Here is a 19172-nt window from a genome sequence, read left to right as displayed (position 1 = left end):
GAAATATTATAACAACCGGAAGGTCTCCTGATGTTTAACTCAGCGTAAACCGCAACACCACAAACGCTTTGTCAATAGGCGTAGCCATACCTTGTATACTTAGCTTCCAGTCTTTGATAGCATCTGCCGGTTCAGTAAGCGCGAGACTTTTTAATGCGCCGATAGGCTGACTATCCGTTAATGGAGCACTGTTTAAGGAAAAGATGGCTGTCTGATCACTGGATACCAGGAAGAAGTCCTGCACTACCAAATGTTTCGAAGTATAGGTAGCGTAATAAGGCAGGAAGTTGGTCAGTTTGCTGAGATCCATCGTATTGTTGCCGGACGCATCTTTTATGGTCATCGCCTTATGCCATTCTGTAGGCAGATCGTGTTTCAGGTCCACAAAAATAAACAGTCCTTCCTCTCTTGCCAGGTCATCGGTTTTTTTAATGAAGTTGGTAACGCTCTTTGTCGCAGCAAGTTTGAGCCGGTCGCCTCCCTCTACAGCTGTATAACGGATAGAAATAATAATGTCGGTAATGGTATCATAATCGAATTGCTGGAATGTAGGCAGCTCAAAACGCCATTTGCTGATCACGCCGGCGCCTTCAAACGGCAGGTAACGCTCATCTTTAAAATTTAATTCAAACATGCCACTATCATTTTGCCCGGAACTGGCGGCAATAGCTGAAATGGGCACCATGAATTTCATAAACCGGTCATCACTTTCATCCGTCTTTTCCGGATAATTATTAGTCGTGGCAAGTGCAGAATTTCTGAAGGTATGATCCAGCAAACGCAGCGTGGCATTTAAACCGGTATATGGACCTGCAATACAGGGAACAGAAATGGATACCGCCTTGATCCTGCGTTTATAATGTCCGGGATAGTCCATATCAAAAATATATTCCGGTATGGAGAATTCACAGAAACCATTTTCCTTCAGCGACAATAACGCCAGTGGATTTAGCTGCCGGATAGAAATATGTTTGTTGATTTCATAATCATATCCCCGGTTTTCCTGGTAAGCAGCCTCCAGTTGTTTTAAGCCCACATACAGTTGCTCGCCGGCCAGCAAACCATCATGACTGGCATCCCAGTAGCCATTCTGGATAAAGCTGGTAGACGACAAGCCCCGTTCAAAGCGATATGTTTTCTCTGCTTTCTGCGCAATATCGTATGCTACACTATACACCTGCCGGTACAGGGTTTTGAGCTTTCCTTTCATCCAGGTATATAGTTCTGCGTTTGAATATTTATTTTTCAGGAAGTCTTCTATTTCCTGGGAATTATCTATTTGCTTTTGCTGATTGATAATATCCTGGTTTGCCATGGCGATCCTTATTTGCTGCGAGGCGATCTGTTTATCGATCTGTTTGATTTCGTAGCCTGCAGCATTGGCCTGCATCACCCGTTCCTGCAGGGCGCGTTTAAAGCCTCCTTTCTTGGCGGCGCTGGCCGACTGGTACGACATGTAGTTGGCGGTCATCTGAAGGGCCTTAGACATGGTTTGTGCAGCCTGTCCCAAATTGCTGCCACCGTAGCTGGTGCCTACACCCACGCCGAAGGGCTCTGCTGCCCCGGTAATCATCGGGATGGCAAATAATATTCCGGCGATGACTTCCGGCGTGCCTGCGGCCAGTTGAAAGCCGGCTGCCAGCGAGGCCATGTTCATATCTTCCTGTTCGTAAGCAATTAATTTCAACCCGCTGTCATCTATTGGCATTTCAATGGCATTGGCGATTTCTGAATAGTCAGTATCTATGTCAGGTACTTTTCCGGCATCTTCACCAATGAGCTGCAAATAATACTGCATGCGGTAAACCGGCGATTTCCGGTTTTGTTGCAATCCTTCGAGGGCGCTCTGTGCTTCATCTACCTGTTTTTTCTTGATTTCCATCTGCAGATTTTGCATCACACCTTCATGCTTTGCACGAATGAGTGATAAAGATTCATTGTCTCCTTTTTCAATAGCAGACAATATAGCGGCGCCAAGCGATTTAAGTTCATTGCATAATTCCAGTGCCTTTTGCAACAGGTAAAAGAAACGATAATTAGGCATGGAAGTGTTGAGATCATTCAGTACTGCGTCTATACTTAAGCCTTGTGCAGCGGCATTTACCAGCAGCGCCGGATCAATCGGTGGCTGGAACAGCGGTAGTATCCGGAATACGCCTTCTATATTTTCAGAATGCCGGATTTTAAACAGCCTGTCGTCCAGTGTATCCCAATATCCCATAAGGGTGGGGTTATTGGGAATACAGAAGTAGAGGGTAGCTGCAAATCCAAAAATATTGGCGTATTCAATTTCCTTCTGTGCATTCACCACTCCCGGCGCGATCAGCTGATTACTGAAAGGCGCCACCAATTCCAGCTCTACGATGGCATTGCCAAAGGCATCCCATTTGTTCAGCAGGGATTTATATGTTTGCGGCTGAATTTTGCCGCGAACAGGAATAAATGAAGGACGCTGTCCCAGTATATGATATGCCAGGATATACATTTGTGTGGCTTGGTTAATACTTTCTATACTATCCTGGCGGAATAAATAATCTCCCCATGCCACCAGGTTATCAATGTATTTCATGACCACCCACTTCATATATGCTACGGGACGATTACGGGCTACTACATGCGGCATAAACGGATGGTTGCGCCATTCGGTCATGTCTTCTCCGGCCGCAGTATTGGCCTGTAGTTGATTGAATATTTTATCGAGAATACTTTTTGAATCCATTTCCTTGAATGGCGCAAACTGCCAGAACCTGGTATCATCTTTACCTTTGGCCATCGGGTTAAATACATAGTGGTACCATTTCATGGCTTCCTCAAACTGCTGGCCTTCACTGAGGGCATTGGCCAGCATCATGGGAGCATGGAAAAACAGTTCCCAGTTGTAGAGGGAGTAAGGGCGTTTCAGCTCATGATACGTTTGTACCTGCTGATTGGTATAGGCGCCAAAAGTATCGCCTTTGTTGATAGCGGGAGATAAATTAAAGCTAAAGAAACTGGCCACATCCGGGAGGTTGATGTTGCCCAGCAACTTGCTGCTAAAAGGATGATTGAAATTATTGGTCCCTGGTAAGCCATTCGATAGCTCCACCTGGTCCGGCGACTCAAAATAAATGTCTTTATTGACTCTTTTTTTATCGGAGGAAGCTATTTGCCAGGAATACAAATCTCCTTTTGACTGATTGAAAAAATCGATGGGAATTGCTTCCGTTGTCACCGGGCTGGCATTGTTGATGACATTGCCATTAAAACTGAATGCTCCCCTGAAGGTACCATCACTGTCGTATTTATCATCCACATTGATCAGCACATGATCAGGATATATCACCGGTACAAATTTAAAGTACTCTATGTCCTGCATAATGCTGATGGGCGCAGAATTGAAGAAGTCACTTCCAATTTGTTTTTGTGTCCATTTACCATTCTGGTATTCACTCCAGCCCATTTTTATTTCATAATAATCAATAGGCCGGTTATCGTTGGAAGACGTTTTAGCCAGGTCATTAAAAGTTGTACTTCCGTTTTCCGCAGGTTTTGTTTTTTTGATCATCTGTGGGAAGAAGATCAGCAGGCGGTCGTTCCAGACTACTGGTATGAGGAAACAGCCATTGGTATTTCTTGTCCGGGTTAACAGCCCCATAAATATCCCTGTAAAATTATCTTTATCCCAGCTTGTTTGTATGATTCTTCCTACGGCCGTTCCATCAAGGGCTGGAACGTGGATGGAGATTTTTTTAAGGACACCGATGGTATTTACATTTCCTTTCCAGGTATAGCTGCCACCTGAAAAATCAGGTGTATTAGGCAGGTAACCTTTAATACTGCAATGGGTAAGATAGAAATGGGTATAGGGTGATTTGTATTTGTGCGTACCCGAAACGACTATCAAAATCTCCTTATCCGTGATATCATAGCTGGGAATATCTATCTGCATCTTCTCCCAGGGATACCAGTTGCTTTCTACGAGGTCGAGGTAACGATAGTAGAAGAAGAAAGGTGTATTCCGTGTACGGGAAAATACATGGAGCTTTGCCCCGGGCGACCATTGGTTGCCCGTTGGGGTGCCATCAATATAAAATCCCACCACTTCCATATTCGATATCTCGTGTATTTTGTAGAGATATGATTTCAGGGCATCGGTAATATTTTGTTTATTGATATCTTTTTGAAGTAGTTCGCTTTCCAGTTCTTTGAAGAAAGCGCTTTTGTCGTCCCTGAGATCACTTTCAATCCAGTTTTCAGGATATAAAAATACTTTCCGGTTGGCTTCCCATACGCGGTATCGCTGCATCCAGTCCCAGCGGTCGCGGTCAAGGATGTCGTTGGAGATGCCCGATTTATCTGCTTCCAGTCCCAGGAAGCAACGTTGTATAAATAATTGTACGGATGATATGGCCTGTACAATCCGGGAGGTTTCCATCACCGCATCCATCTGCACATCAATCAGGAAATATTCAAAAAGACCATTGGCATCTGTTACGCCCCAGTTTTGTATTTTTTCATCTACCAGCAAATAGCCGATGAGAGCATCTTTTTGATGGTTTCTCAGTAAATCGTTGGCAGGTTTGATCACCTGTTCCCAATCCGTTTGTTTGTATTTGGCATGAATAGCTTTGTTAATGCTTTCTGCAATCGTATGACAAACAGGGAAGGTCGCCCCCGGCTGCGCCCAGTTAAACAGCTGGTCCACATCCATTCCTATTTTGCTGGTAACCCCAATGGCCTGCTGCAGGGTGAGTAAATTGATTTCGTTTTTGAAATACACCGGATCGTTCCAGTTAAAATGTGCAGGCGTAATCAGCTTCCCGATAGCAATAGGGTCCCACAACGTTAATGCGGCTATTTTAGGAACCAGCTGCGTCTTGTCTATGCCGGCTGTGCCAGTCCATTGCAGGAATTCCAGCAAATTGGTACCGGTTGGCGGCAGTGAATTGCGCAACCTGGTATATGCTTCCAGCCGCAGCCACTGGGTGATATCAGGAGCATTAAAGTCAATACCGAAATCTGGAACATTTTCAAAAATATAGTTGACTTCATCTGCACTGATACTAAAACCATTAATGAGTATGGCGGCTTTTATCAGCAGGGTATAGGCGGCACTGGTACTATTGCTGGCAAAATCAGGTAGTAAAACGGCGGTAGGAATAGGCGCGGGCATAGCTGTAGCCGTTTTCCAGCTCAGGTCTTTTAACGAGCTGTCCAGGTCATTTACCTGGAAGGTATAAATTTTTCCTGCCAGCAATTTAGTAGGTACCGACCACCATTCATTGGTGGGATCATCCTGTTGTACAAAAGGAAGTGCAGTATTACCCAGCAATATTACCGGCGCTACTGTTGTGCTGCCGTTTTGCACAATGAACGTCACTACACTGTCGGAAGCTGGGATGAGAAAGCCATTCCAGCCGGTGGCAGCAGGAGCCGTGCTGTTTTTAATACTTTCAAATATGTTGTAAACCGGCACGGGTGTGGGAATAGCAGGTACCTGTAAAATGGTGGACACCAGCAAATCCGTTACGGCCAGGTCCATCCCCGTTTGATCCGACAAGCGGCTGATGATAAAGCTGTGATATAACTGCTGACGGAGATAAGGCAGAAAAACATTCAGAAAAGCGAGTCGCTTTACCGGTGCAGTATTGGGATCCGGCAGTCCATCGATCATCTGGTCGGCGGTCACTATTTTATCGCCCTGCAGTAAAATATTTTTGATCGAATCACATACACCTGCTAGCAGCAGCTTAAATTGTTTGTCCTGCTGTTTGGTGATGCGGTCCATAGAAAGATCCCAGTTCGGATCAATACTCAAATCCTTAAACGCGGTGATTTCTCCGGGGGTAAGAACGCCCGTTACCTGGATACGCCCGTTGGCCCAGTCATAAATCAGTTTAGTCCTTAACGAGAGCAGATCGGCAGATGGCGGGCTGGCAATGAGATCATTTTTACTATCAAGACCATCGCGGGCAGTATCAAGATGCGCGGGCACATTGGTGCTGAATATATTGGTGCCATTCAGGATGCCCATGATGAGCGTTACTTCCGCCTGGTTATATAACAAACTGACTTTAGTTTTTACCAGTTCGTTGGAAGCCTGGTTTTGCAGATCGGCCTGTTGATCATCAAAAGAAGCCGTTAGGTCGGCAGCCACCAGATCGGGATTCGCGGTATCAATTCCATTCAGGCCGTCATACATGTTTTTAGCCAGTTGAAGAATGGTGATGAGGGCGGGCGTAAACGGCTTTTTAGTATTATCAATGTTATGGAGAATATAATTCAGTTGCCGGTAATCAAACCCGGCATCATCCATTTTTGTCCAGTTGTTGATGAAGGTGAGCGTTGCATCCGCACTGGTGAATGGATCCCCGAAAATGGGCCATGCTGCAATGAAATCCGGTATTCGCAAGCCAATTACTTTTGCAAGTAAGGTATACCGGTAAATAAAAGAGAGGTTGGCCAGTGTCAGGTTCACCAGGGTAGGATGCTGGGTGAGGATCGCATTCAAATCATCTGAGGATAGATTGAATGCGGACATCAGCACCGGGATATGATCTTTAATAAGAATGGTGGTGGTCAGATAATTGCCGTCACTATCCGGTTGAAAAACGGTGTCTTCTCCGGTAATATTATGCGTTAGCAACAGGCGGGCGTACAACGAAGGATCGCCTGCGGTGCTGATATTGCTCCAGAAGGAGAGTAGCTTTATCAATTCCAGCCCGGTGAGGTCCAGTAGTTTTTTTACGGCCACCAACTCGTGAATGAGTGCGGTGTTAATGTTATAATGCAGCCATACCTGTAATTGTTTGTTTTCGCAGCTGCAGTCATCTATAGTTTTGCGCTGACAATCGAGTGGATCAAATGTGTTGCCGGCAGGGTAAGAAAGACTCATGATGGCTTTGTCTGTTTCATCGATGCTCCATTCCAGTTTGCGCCACAGGCGGATAAAGCGGTGGAAGCGATCGTATTCCGCTTCTGTGACAGAGGAACCATCTAAATGGATCATTACCGTTTTGGAAATGTCGCAGTCGGCAGTAAAATCGACCCGGCTGAATTTGTTGTTCTGAAAATGACCGATGGTTTTATTATTCAGTACAACTGATCCTGTTAAGCTTTTGAAGCTGTCATTATAAGATTTATATTCCCCTTCAAAAGTGATGATACCGGTTTTACAATCTATCGTTGCCATGCGGATAGATTGTTTTCTTTCTTCTCTGTACAACACACAATCCCGTATTTCAAACTGGATGGCAGATGAGGCTACTGCTGCAGCTATATTGTGGGTGGGGCTATTCACGATCAGGGTGCCATTGATACAATGACAACCTTCATCGAGTACAATTATTTTGCCTACTTGTTTAAACGAACAAATCAGCCAGTGTTCTATTTCTTTGAGATCTATCGGTCGTTCCCGTTGTTTCGGCTGACAAGGGTCAGGTGTTGGTTTTTTAAAGTCCAGCCCTTTTGACGCTGCCCATTTTTCCGGATTGTGGATGGCTTCCAGTTGCTCTTTCAGTGAGAGCGTCATGAGGTAGCGATAGCTGAAGGGCAGGCTTTCCATAATGGTCAAGGCTCTGCCTTCCGGCATCATAAAATTCAGGAACCTCGTTTTTAATAATGCTACCAGTTCCGAATACTGAATGCCTGTGCGTGGCAGCAGTTGCCGCTTCACAAATTGGAGTCCCACCATTGTTGCATCATCGGTGCTGAGCATCTCCGCGGTATTAACGGCGGTGGTTTTGGATGGATCGTCGTAGCCGTAGTAGTCGCAAACAGGCTTTACCTGGATGGCATCATGGTATGCCTTCGCGGTGTTGGCATGATTGCATTGGAGGTCCCATTGATTTTTGCTGACGAAAGCTTCTTTCGTCAGGATGATGTATTCATCCTGGGTAATCTTTAAATATTCGGCATCCGTGGCGCGGGTAAGGTATTCATGATGATATTGGTCCAGTTGTACATTCCTGGCCGCAGCAGGATCCGGGTCGGGGTTGGTGACATCCGCGTCACTGCCTACCGGATCAGGTGTGGGGGTAGCATGGATTTGCCGGGGTGAGCGGAAGGTATCCATTAGTTCGTAACGACTGGTTTGCAGGAATTCCAGGTAGTTCCGGATCACATCAATAGGCTGATGATAGGGTAAGTTAAACGGATATACTGCTTTTGATAAAATCGTGTAGGCCTGGTAGTTAGTATGCTGTGGCTGGGCCAGCAGTTCGCTGCTGGTTTCGTTGGAGACATTAAATGCCTTTAATTTTTTAGGATCATTGTATACTGCATATTGCTCCATTACTTCATTTACCAGGTCTACGTAAGGCAGAATGGTATTGGTGTTGGCGCAGGTGAGCTCCAGGCAGCCGAGGTCCGGGCGGCGATCAAATAGTTTTTGTAAGGGTGTTCCTGAAATATCTGCCGGGTTACTTTTTATTTTGATGGAAGGATCTGCGCCGGATTCTTTTTCACTTAAATTGTTATTTCTTAAGTATTGCAGCAGTTCCACAAAGTACGAAGCTGCGCTGTATACGGACGTACATTCGCCACACTCGCAGAAGTCGGCATCTGCAAAAAGCGCATTCCAATCCAATGGGCTGGTGGGAGTGGGGTTGGTAGTGGCCTGACCGGCTGCATTCATTGATTGATCAATTAAAGCGATGCCGGTGCCACGCATGGTTTCTATGGCAGATGCCATGGCTTGTTCTCCGGTTACCCGTCTTGCCATGGCGACTTCGTGGATGCTGGCAGCCGTGTTTTCATCCAGGCCATTGGCCGTCATCATATTAGTGAACTGCTGCCGGGGCATTTCACTGATGCTTAAGCCGGTGGTGAAATTAGCGGATAATAGCGCCGGTACGGCTTCCGGAGCAGGGCTTACCCGGACTATTCGCTGTAATGATTTTAAATCATTTTTTACTTTTTCCTGATCATCCGGAGAGACGTCTTTTAATACATCTGCCTTATTGAGCAAATCATAAACAGGATGCGACCGGATATTAAAGTCCGGATTTTTTTCCAGTACTGTTGCGGTACTGGCACCGGAGGGCGTGTTTAAGAGGGGCACCTTCGGATCTTTCACCATGTTAACTACCACTGCTGTTGGCTCGTGCTGAAAAAGACGGGTGTGCAATGCTTTTGCGAAATCAGTTTTATCTGTGCCTGCGGGGACCGCGTCATCCGGAATGCTGTCGGCCAGGGAAGTTTGATTGAAATGGAGCGCAATATCCCGCAGGGTATTGGTGGCTTTATCCTTTTGAAATTTATCTACAATGTGCGTGTTATTGCCCGACCAGCTGGCCAATGCAGCAGTAAACTGCAGTTTGTTCAATAGTTCCGGCGTAAATGCTTTATTTCCTTCCAGGGTGGATATAGCGGCTTTCGCATCCCCGTTATGGGTTGTTAACAGCGCGGTAAAAGTGCTGAGTAAGGCTTTGTCGTTGCCGAAATCAGCATGGAAAAGATGGGTGGAATCGCTTTTGGGGGCTATCATGATAGTGAATTTTTAATGTTTTTTTGTATCAACTATATACACATGTAACTATATTGTTCCGGAAGTGCCGGGCAAAATTCTTCCTTGGATTTTGATGACAGAGGGCCTTCTACATCCATGCCTCTTTTTTTGCTTAACACCTCTTTCATAAAAGTGGACTCGCCTTCATTAACGGAACCTACCGGGTTAGGCCATTTGGACTTAAACAAACTGGCAATCAGGCCGGCTAAGCCGAAGATGGCGCCGCCAATTAACTGACCAAATGAAGCACCTTCTCCAATCCATTCCGATCCCGATATACTATTTCCATAGGATTTAGATTTACGACTGCTGAACGCACCTATGAAAGCGCCAACAATGGCCCCGATAATGGTGCCTATCATTGCGCCAATGGTGCCCGCGATCATACCAATGATGGGAATTAAACCACCACCGTTCAACAGGAAAAATGCATCTTCATATTCATCTTCTACTTTTTTCAAGCCTTCGTATACATTCCGCCATTCCTTCTCTGAAAGTTTTCCCAGTTTTGAATGACCTTTTGTTATCACGCCTTTGTCCTGCATTAGTTCGAGTGCCTTCTCGTTATCCCTTACCAATGCCATAAAATCCTCAAAGCTTTTACCACGCACTGCCAGGTCGGCTTCCGGGAACATCAGATGACCTAATCTGTCGCCCAGCAGGTACTCGGATTTATGGTAGTGCGCATCCTGTATCGGATGCAACAGGTTTTCTCCGGCGCCTTCCAGGGTAGGAGAGGTTTCTTTTTTGAATTTGTTATAGAAATGGCTGAATTTTTCTTCAGTGGTGCCATTATACAAGGCATGGCCTTCTACATTCGTTTCCTTTACATAGTGGCCAAAAAAGTTCATGCTGTTGCTGGTGGCGTCCAGCTTATCTCTACGGTCACTGACGTTAGATGCTCTGCCAATGTTCATAGCCTCGTCATCGCCTACATACTGCGATGCAATGAGTATGGTTAGGTATTGGTGGATGGCAATATCTGCCCTGCCATTGACGTCCGATCGGGTAACGGCATTGTTTCGTGCGTACCGGTAGAGATTTAATCCTGCACCAGTGCCAATAGGATCTGCGCTACACCATCGTCCCAGCCAGGTAATATAATATCGTGCAGTATGGTATTCCAATCCGGTTTCTTCATCCCGTTCTCTGCTGGTGTAACGGTAGCGTTTAGCCGCCACGTTTATAGCAGTATTGTTAGCCTGAAAGGCAGTGGTACCAAAGGGATGGTATTCTTCATAGTTGATGATTTGTGCACTTTCATTCAGCTCCAGGGTAACGCTTTCCAGGTGATTGTCCAGTTGATACCTGATTGTTCTTACTACCGGCGCCTGTTGCTGACTACCTCCTATGATAACAGCCGGGGCAATTTCTGTGTCCAGCATCGCAATACGGGTTTTATCATCCATCACATGCAGGGTTTCCCTTACCAGCCCACTGGAATTATTATATACTTCATAGCTGCCGAGGTAGATCCGCTCTTCTTTTTTGGAAGGCGTATTACCATCGGTGGCAGCATATTCTGTTACTTTCCGGGTTCTTTGCCCGGTGCCGTCATACACATAGTAGGTAGTTTCCGGTGTGCCGTTGTTGACCACCTGCTGTGCCGTGGCTTGCAGTTCTTCTTTAAAATTCCAGTTCATCACCGGGAGGTGCGGCATACCAGTCATGAAGCCATGCTGTGCATGATGTGGGTATAACCAGGTTTGACTGCCCATGATGGTACTTTTTATCCGGTTGTTATGGTCTTCATATAAGTAATTTCTTGTCCAGGAACCTCCACCAGCGCTGTGCGCCATCTGTTTAATATTTCCCACCACATCATATTGATAACGCTGACTGTAATTCCGCAATGCGTTGTTATCGCTGGTAGCATGTTGATTTATAAAAGGAAGGTCATTCCAGTTATCGGTGGTGCCAAATGAAACAATGATATCGGCTTCCCTGCCGGTAGCATTGATCAGCCGGTATTGCGCATCATATGTATATTCATTGGCTGCAGCTACGAGGGTGTTTTTAAAGAAGGTATCAGGCAGCGCGGGATCATTTATCCGAAGTACGTTGCCGGTGGGATCGTACACGTATTGCAGATCCTGTAACTTTTTCGCAGTACTGTTGGTCGTAACAAGACTGCTCAGCCGGAAGCTGAGGCGATCGTACTTATATTTAGTTAATACATCATTGCCATATAAGATACTGCTGCGTTGCCCCTTTTCGTTGTAGTCAATGTTTTTTATAAAGGTGCTGTCATGGCCATTTTCATGGAGTGTAACGGAGTTGAGTAATCCCGCGGGATTAAAGTCCGGCGTGGTGATTTTATTGTCGGGGGTTGTTTGCCGGACAAGTCTGTTCAGCGCATCATACGCAGTAAAGGTAGTAAGTGTATATTCCGGTGACGTAGCCAGTAAGCTGTCGGGGTTCACAATATCCCAGTCGGGCATGTTTTTGTAATCCAGCGCAAATATGCGGGTGGTATCCAGCAGGTTGCCTTTAAAGTCGAAGGTGCCGGAGATGATTTTGCCGGCGCTGTCATACAGGTTTTTCAGCTGGCCGATGCGGTTCAGTAATTTTTCTGCAGTGCGTTCTGCGGTGGTCATGGCGGGTTTGTCGCCGTATACTATTTTCTCATACAGGGCCTGCGCATAAACAACGGTGTCACCTCCGTTGATGCGTTTGCCTGTTGGCCGGTGTAAGGCATCATATTCAAACGATAGTTCGTGTCGTCGTTCGTCCCACATCTTTAGGGGGTTGCCCATGATGTTATGCAGCGTCCAGCGTTTGCCGGTATCCATACTTGTTTGCACTGCCCGGTGGCCCAGCATATCATAGCGCCATGCCATTACGGTATTACCACGGGCATCTGTAATGGTCAAAGTATTTCCTTCTATGTCCATGTCTGCCCGGCTGAAATATTTTTCTTCCAGCACGTTGCCGATGCCGTCTTCCCAGCGATTATGATCTATGCTCAGTATCGGTCTGGCTAACGTATCGGTGATCACGCAGGAAGGCGTATTGTAGTGCACCGCTGATTTTATTGCGGCTATTTTCTCCGGATCATTTGGGTCAGGAAGGTTAATGCGGGCGGCGTACCAGGCGCTTTCTTTAACGGTGTCGTTGACATCATAAGAGCATTGCTTCCAGGCGTCAAATACCACCCTGTTAAACGTTCCATTGGGCAGCTCGGTTTTAATGCTTCTGCCGGTGCCATCATAATAGAGGATAGGAGACACGCCTTTTTCTACCCAGGCAGGATCGTTTTCGTAGGCGGGGGTGGTAGAGAAATACGGTTCATATTGCCGGATAGGATTGCCTTTATTATTCAGTACGGTCCGGCCATTGCCTACCCAGCGTAATTGAGTACCGGTATTTAACACAGTGTTATCAGGCAGTTGCACTTCTCCGGCTTCTGCCTGTATTTTTTTCATGGCTACCTGTCCAAATCCATCGGTATATTCAAAACTGATTTGCAACGGGCTATCCGGATTAACCGCGGCGTGTTGCTCCCGCTTAATGACAGCCGCTACACAAGGTTGCTGATGAAAGTCATACACCATTCTTACCGAGGCGTTGTGGAGTAGCAAATGGGCTTGTGTTTGTAATTGGGTGTAGTCGCAGATACCCGGTGCCGGTGTATTGGCCAGCGCAAAGAAGGCGGTTATATTTCCGGATTCAGGTAATTCGGTGTAGGCGGTGATCCCGATTAAGTTGTCAGCTTCTTCTCCCTGCAACGGGTCGCTGCCGGCCTTTCCCTCTATGGCAGTGGCTTTCACCAGTCCCAGTTCATCTGTGATGACGGACGAAATATTATCGTTGATGTCCAGCATGCGCAGCGGCGATAGCGTACGATAGCTGAATGCCAGTACCTTTGTTTCATTCTGATGGGCATCAAGTGTTCGTTGCAGGAATAAGTAATAAGGATCGTAAAATACGGTGGAGATACTTTGCAGGGGATCGGTATAGCTAACAGGGCTAAAGAACCGGTTTTTTATGTTGGTCAGCGTTTCACCACTCTGACAGAATTGTACGGTGCCTGACGGTATCCACCAGTTGGTAGCATCGGATATAAAGCCTCCTTGTTGCAGGTCTGTATCTCCCACTGCAAAAGGTAAAGAAAAAGCATCGGGCACAAAAAGATCCTGTAACAGACCTGGTGTATACGCCAGTTGGTAACTTTCGTAAGTGACGCCGCGTACTTCCATCATGCCTCCGGTAAGCGGTAAGGTGAGGGAAGCGTTGTAAAAGATGGTTTTAACATGCTCTGTCAAACGTTTCTGCGGCGAGATGTTATTGGCGGTTTGCTGATACGCAATTTCGGGAGTGGGATCTATTACCCCTTTGAAGTCGGCGATCGTAAAAGCAGGATGACCAATACCCGGCGTAAAGCCGGTGAGCTCATAGGTTTGGGTTTGCCAGGGTTTTCTCAGGTAATAATTTTCCGGTGAGATAATATCTTTCGTAAAACTGTTTCGTGTAAAAGTGATCCATTGTTGCTGCTGCGCTTCTCTTGCTTTTTGTTTTGCCAGGGCGGTGGCGGGAGAATCGCCCGGAGTCGGTTGCAGCAAGGGTTCCTGCTGCTGCCGGGGATATACTACGGATACAGATTCCAGCACATTGCCCAGTTCATCGGTGGCAATGGTGAGCGTATGTGCAATACGGGGATCTGTTGCCTGCCGTTCATATACGTAGTTAATCGCTTCACTTTCCTTTACGAGGAAAGCGGTGTATTTATTGATCCCGCGTTCCTGTAGTAATTCAATGAGGCAGTTGTGTGTCGCAACGGAAAATGGAATTTGTTCCGTTTCAAAAGCGGCAGCTTTGAAGGTGATAAAAGCGGGATCATTGTCTGCATAGCTGTGAGCTGACTTTTCATCCGCTATTCTTTTCGATGCATCGAGTCCAAATATTTCCTGGCGCAGCACCATGCCTTTACATGCCCTGAGGGCTTCGCGCCATTCGGCGGCGCTGAGCTGGTCTATCGAGAAACCGCTGAGTTTAGGATTGGGTATGATCACTGCATCGGGTAGTGCATACTCTGTTGCAGTGGTGCTAAATCCATTATTTTTAAAAAGCACGTACCAGTATTCCTGGTTGAATTGACCGAGGATCCTTTCTCTGTCGAGGAAGGCGCCGGTATGAAACCAGGTTTTGGTGAGCACCGGTGGCTGATGATGCTCGTTGGCGGGATTGGCGGCAGTAAATACATCAAAGTCTTCTGTATCGGTTTGTTCTACTCTGCCAAACCCACGAAACTCCCGTTCTGCAGGATCATAATAGCCATGGTGATAAGTATACTGTGTGGTATATCTGACGTTGGTGACTGTTTCGGTGATAATGGTTTGTGCAACTACCTGAACAGGGAAAGGAAGTTGTGTGATCCAGGGCGTTCCATTTTTTTTATCCTGTAGGTAGTAATGCGTGGAACTTTTATAGACGATGGTAGTTAGCTTGCCCATGCCATTGTTATGGCTGCACATGATATGTGGCTTACGGCCACCCATTAAATCGATGTAACGCATCGGTGTGCCGCGATACGCAGGTAATGTAGAGGACCATACAATGCAGGCGGTTCCATTGCCTGTGAGATCTGTCACCGTAATTTTATTGGGTTGTTCTGTAGGAAGAAATGGCTGGATGGTGGTGACGTCACTCCAGGCATTGCCACTGAAATTCAGGTAGGCACGGAATTCCTTTTTGCCGAGGTAAATCATATCGGTAGCACCGGTGCCACTGATGTCTGTCAATTGCAGGTACGCAGGATTGAATGCTTCCGGTGTATCAAAGAGGGGCGAATTATCCATGGTGATTTTGGCGCTGAAACGTCCATATCCCATATTGGCCCAGTAGCAAACTTCTCCGTTCCGGATGCGGACAAGATCTGTTAATCCATCACCTGACATATCCGCGAGGAAGATCCGTTGTTCCGGATCTGAAAAAAGAATGGCCGCTCCTTTTTCTTCATCATAGGGTTTGGTGGCCAGTTCCGGCGTACCGTAACCTGTTTTGCCTTCATTTTCCCAATACCAGAATGCACCCAGATCAGAAAACAGGATCTCTGGTTTACCATCACCATTGATGTCGAGCATGCGTACATTCGGGTCATGCAGATCGAGGTTGAGCGTTTTCAGGAATGAGCGGAAGGGTTGCCAGTGGCCGTCCTCACCTAATTCAAAATAGCCCTGGGAAGTGGGCGAGTGGACTACGATCTGCTTCTGTCCATTGGCATCGAGGTCCTGTAGTTGAAGGGTACCATTGCTGATGCCGGTGAACGATGGTTTAGGGATGATGGCGACGGCGTTGTCAAAGTGGAGGTCTCCGTTTTCATCTGTTCCCCGGTTGGATTTATAATACCATCCGTTGGCTTGTTCTGTGAGGATACCGTTTATGCCTTCGTTATATAAATCTACCCATTGATAGTTGTCGGCAAGTCCGGTGGGCGCATGTACGAGGCTTTCCGGGCTGATTTCTTTTACCTCTGTATTCCAGCGCAGCCATTGATAATCGAAGGTTAGTGGTGGGAGTGATTTAACGGAATAAGCACTGTTATGCCATATATAGCCTTGCTGGGTAATGCCCGTCAGATAGGTCAGTGCAGTAGGCCGGTCACAGCCCGGAGGCGGTGTATTGGCAGGAGTGTAGGTAAAATTGAGCGACTTCACCAGGGTGGGCATACCGGCGTTCAATTCCGTGAACGTATGAAACAACAGCACCCGTTGACATAACCGGTAGCTGCGGAGTTCAAATCCTGCACGACAGCTGGAGAATGGGTCCTTACGGGCCTGCCAATCGCCGGGATCGTTGGGTGTTGGCAGCAGCAGGTCATGCTCGCCATAATCAAATACCAGCTCAAAGAAATGATCAGGATCAGGGGGCGGCTCTACAGCATAAACGGAGCTGGGATAATAAGGCGTTTTGTTGCCGTATTTAATACGTTTGAGATGTTTGTTGGCAAAAGGTTGCAGGCCGTTGTACCTGTTTTTTTCGGGCAACGCTTTCGCCACATTTTTAAGATCTTCTGCTTTGTATTCATACCAGATCCAGGAGCCTTTATCATCAAAACTGCATTCCGGCAGCCACTTAAAAATCTGGTGGGGATCATCCGGATGCATGATACGGTATGCAGGACTGTAGCCAAAGAAAGTAACCATATTTTGCGGCGTGGTGACACGCCAGTAGTAGCCATTATCTGGATGAAAGATCCGTTCTATCCTGGAGAAACCACTTTCTATCCGGGGGCGGTACTGTCGGATGGTAAAGCCACCGATGGTTTCCTGTCTTACCTGCCACGCATTGCTTTTCCAGTCCATCAGCGGCACCAGTTCCTCCAGACCGGTAAACATAAAAAGATCTTCACCGGAGGTGTCATCGATATCATTGGTATCAAAATACCGGGGCAGTTTTTTATCCGTGCTGCGTTGAATGGCCGGCAGACCTATGTCCCAGCCAATGCCAAAAAGACTGTTGCCGGTACCTGAATTATAAGACAACGACAACTGAGGCTGGAAGCCATTCCTGTTAGGCGTGCAGGGTAAGGGAATGGAGAAAGACGCGGTTCCATTTGCTGCATTTACCTGGAACTTTTCATCTATGCTTTTTAATGCACCACCACCGGCAGGAAGCGATATCCGGGGTATGTTCAATGCGTTTGACGGGGTATTGCGCTCCTGCCCGAGCACGGAAAATGAACCATGCCTATCCTGGACAGCGCTGTCATTATTATCCATAATGTTCTGATACTTTTAAAATCGGGGTTTGGGGTATCGAGGTTATCTTTTGGGGATCTTATTGCTATTGACCTTTATCCAGTGCTTCTCTCTAAATATAACACTATAAAGATAAAAAACAATTTTCTCCTACCGGAAGTATACCAATTTTAATATGCCCTTCGGTTAAAATTGGTATACTTCCGGGTAATTTTTACATAGGATACATTCGGGAAATAGAATAAATTGGCGTCCAATAACCTGATTCCAGTGGCGCTAACTGATTCCGATAAGCATATAAGGCAACTTCCTGTACACAACAGCCACCTTGCGGCAGCAACCGGGCTTGCCGTTTTCTGGAATGAACTGCAGCAACATAATGAACACGGCCTGTATAAAATCTATCATGAACTGTATGATAGCTTATATCACTACGGCATCTCGGTAGTGCCGGATACGCAGATGGTAAAAGAAGCCATTAATGATGTGTTTGTAGAGTTATGGAAGAAGCGGGAACAGTTGATCATGCCTGACCATATACCGAATTATATTTTTATCTGCTTTAAACGCCGTCTCAGTAAATTATTAGGAAAAGAAAACAAGCGCTCGGGTAAATATGCCGGGCAGTTATTCCAGGAGCCGGAGGAACAGCCCTATGAAACGGTGTTGATCAACCTGGAATCAGATGGACAGTTACGTGATAAAATGGAAAGGGTGCTGGCGCAGTTAACCGCCCGGCAAAAAGAATTTATCCGGCTTCGCTTTTATGAAAATATGAGTATGGAAGAAATTTCTCTTCAGACCTCTGCTTCCATCCGCACCATATATAATACCCTGCATACCGCCATTGTACAGCTCCGCAAGATTATGTCCCTCTTCGTGCTCACACTTATGTTGTATTTTGGAAAATAGTTTCCATTTCTTTGGTAAATAATGAAGATACCGGTCCTCTTTACATTAAACGGGTGATACATGAACCTACAATCCTTCATGGCGGAAGACTTTATGCTGAATGACTCTTTTGTGCGTTACTGTCTGCAAAGTAATGAGGAGGATGTTGCTTTCTGGAATGACTGGATTGCACGGAACCCACATAAGCAGGAGGAGACAGACAAAGCGCGGGAATGGGTACTACGGTTAGGTGTAAAGCTCAATGCGGAGGAAAAGCAGGAGGAGTTCAATAAGCTGCGTGCACTTATTGAAACAGATCATGACTCGGTAAAGCGCCGCAGAAATTATCTCCCTTATGCCGCAGCTGCTGCATTGGCTGGTTGCATGGCTTTTGCCTGGATGTGGAAAAAACAGTCACCCACCAACAGTAAGGCCATTGCTTACACCACGTATCGGGCGGATAGCGCCCGTAAACAGGTATTGCTGGCGGATGGCAGCACGGTGATTTTAAACCGGAACAGTGAATTGCGCGTACCTGATAATTACAACCAGCAGGAGCGTCATTTAATATTGACGGGAGAAGCATTATACGATGTACAAAAAGATGATCAGCGTCCCTTTACCGTTACTGCAGGTAACACCAGGGTACAGGTGCTGGGTACCGTTTTCAAAGTGCGGGCCTATCTTTTCGACAGCAGTGTACAGGTATCTTTGCTATCCGGAAAAGTAAGTGTAGCTGCAGCAAATAAGGCAAAGGAATTATCACCGGGACAAACTGTAAAAACAATCCACGATCAGCTGATTACCGGCACCTTTGATGCCGCGCGGGAAGAGGACTGGCGTAACGGGAAATTGTCGTTCAGAGATGCATCCCTGTCTGAAGTGGCAGATCAGCTGGAATACTGGTATGGTGTTAAAGTACACATTACCCCGGGCAATTATCCGGCTATTCATTTCAATGGCGAATTCGTGAACAAATCTCTGCCAGATGTATTAGCTTCTATTTCTTACATCACTAATCTTAAAACAGACATTCATAAAGGCGAGTTATTTATCAACCATTAATTATAGCAGCAAGGCTGCGATTCCATTCT

General features: G+C 46.4%; 4 protein-coding genes. 2 read left to right on the top strand and 2 right to left on the bottom strand.

The genetic code is table 11. From position 1 onward, the window contains the following. Positions 1-34 precede the first annotated feature (34 nt). Together AB4Z08_RS28180 and AB4Z08_RS28175 are read right to left on the bottom strand one after the other, a co-directional pair. A complete protein-coding gene (locus AB4Z08_RS28180; RefSeq protein ID WP_441577128.1) occupies positions 35-9466 on the bottom strand; it encodes a neuraminidase-like domain-containing protein in 9432 nt (3143 codons plus the stop codon). 32 nt (positions 9467-9498) lie between these two features. Continuing rightward, a complete protein-coding gene (locus tag AB4Z08_RS28175) occupies positions 9499-17208 on the bottom strand; it encodes a SpvB/TcaC N-terminal domain-containing protein (RefSeq protein ID WP_441577127.1) in 7710 nt (2569 codons plus the stop codon). 249 nt (positions 17209-17457) lie between these two features. Between AB4Z08_RS28175 and AB4Z08_RS28170 the strand changes: the two genes are divergently transcribed. Together AB4Z08_RS28170 and AB4Z08_RS28165 are read left to right on the top strand one after the other, a co-directional pair. Beyond that, a complete protein-coding gene (locus tag AB4Z08_RS28170) occupies positions 17458-18099 on the top strand; it encodes an RNA polymerase sigma factor (protein ID WP_441577126.1) in 642 nt (213 codons plus the stop codon). Between the two features lie 60 nt (positions 18100-18159). Next, entirely contained in the window at positions 18160-19143 is a 984-nt protein-coding gene (locus tag AB4Z08_RS28165) for a FecR family protein (RefSeq protein ID WP_441577125.1), read from the top strand. Positions 19144-19172: the final 29 nt, after the last annotated feature.

This window comes from Chitinophaga sp. RAB17, assembly GCF_052114225.1.
Lineage (GTDB): Bacteria > Bacteroidota > Bacteroidia > Chitinophagales > Chitinophagaceae > Chitinophaga.
The sequence above is the reverse complement of the archived record's forward strand: the minus strand, read 5'-3'. Positions and strand labels throughout refer to the sequence as shown.